Source organism: Pseudoalteromonas sp. 2CM39R, assembly GCF_023161845.1.
The window spans coordinates 1-1441 of the sequence record NZ_JALNTM010000059.1 but is presented as its reverse complement, the minus strand read 5'-3'; the positions used below and the strand labels follow the sequence as shown (position 1 = coordinate 1441).

The 1441-nt window shown below is 40.6% G+C and carries 3 tRNA genes; 1 reads left to right on the top strand and 2 read right to left on the bottom strand.

The features are described from left to right. Nucleotides 1-199 precede the first annotated feature (199 nt). Nucleotides 200-275 (bottom strand) — tRNA-Glu (locus MTF66_RS38370). 36 nt (nt 276-311) lie between these two features. Next, nucleotides 312-387: transfer RNA gene (locus tag MTF66_RS38365), tRNA-Ala, on the bottom strand. A 766-nt stretch (nt 388-1153) separates the two neighbouring features. Between MTF66_RS38365 and MTF66_RS38360 the strand changes: the two genes are divergently transcribed. Then, nucleotides 1154-1229 (top strand) — tRNA-Val (locus MTF66_RS38360). Nucleotides 1230-1441: the final 212 nt, after the last annotated feature.

Genomic DNA, 1441 nt, shown 5'->3' with positions numbered 1-1441 from the left:
GAACCCCTGTTACCGCCGTGAAAGGGCGGTGTCCTAGGCCTCTAGACGATGGGGACACTAAAAAGTGTCACTAGGACGATTGATTAGTTTAACTCACATCCTGAGCTCTTAAGGTAATGGCGTATAGTACAAATAAAGACTCGAGCTTTATGTGTTACGCTATTTTCTCGGTAAAACCGCCTTTAACTAAAAAGTTAAGTGGCGTCCCCAAGGGGATTCGAACCCCTGTTACCGCCGTGAAAGGGCGGTGTCCTAGGCCTCTAGACGATGGGGACACAGAAAACTGCTACCCTAGGACAAACACTAAAAATTGGTGGAGCTATGCGGGATCGAACCGCAGACCTCTTCGCTGCCAGCGAAGCGCTCTCCCAGCTGAGCTATAGCCCCAACTTATTCAATACGCTCTGTGATAAACACGTCGTGTATCGCTTAGTGCGGGGCGCATTCTATGCACCCCCCAAAATAAAGTCAACAGTTTTTTGTGCGACATTATTTAAATGGTTTAATTTTCAACAAACTGGCTATCATACATGCTAAAAAGTAGATTTTCATACTACTTAGTAACAATGAGCTTCGTTAAGTGTGCCACATTTAAGTTTGAGTTGAGCATAACGACCCTATAATACTAAAAGTACCTATTCACATCGGACTAAAAAGGTATACATTTATATGCAAATTGAGTTATCACTGCTTTTCTCCTAAAACAGGCCTACTTCCATCATAGCCTAGCTGGATTTTATTAAATGCTAATTGTAAAGCTTAACTATGCTAAGCGATAAACAACTTGTTAATTTGAGTGGTTTAAGCAATTGAATAACATAGGCAGGATGATCTGCACTAAAAAGCTTTACTTTGATTTCTTGGTTGCAACCCTGGCTCGGCAAATCAATTACCACTAAATTGAATTAATTTTCATCCTTAAAAAGCAACAGAGCCCTATCAAGTGAATATGAATGTAGTTACATTAGCGCCCAGCCATGCATGCTTATTGTTCGTTTTATGTTACCTTGTTGATAAAGTGAACACCATTTGCATTGTATTGATTATAAAAGCTTCATTCAGCACATTTTTATCATTCAAGTGTTGACACATTTACAAGTCTATCTATAATAGCGCCCCACAACAACGCAGCAATGCGGTGTTGTTTAGATGCGGGTGATTAGCTCAGTTGGGAGAGCATCGCCCTTACAAGGCGAGGGTCACTGGTTCAAGTCCAGTATCACCCACCACATTTTAATGTGTCGTATCTAAGTTCTGTACAGGTTTATTAACCCAATCAGAAAAAGAGAGCATTATTTTACTTACAAGTAATTGCTATGTTCACTGGTTAAAGTCCAGTACTATTTTTATAATAGTTTGGTTTGATTTATATGTGGGTGATTAGCTCAGTTGGGAGAGCATCGCCCTTACAAGGCGAGGGTCACTGGTTCAAGTCCAGTAT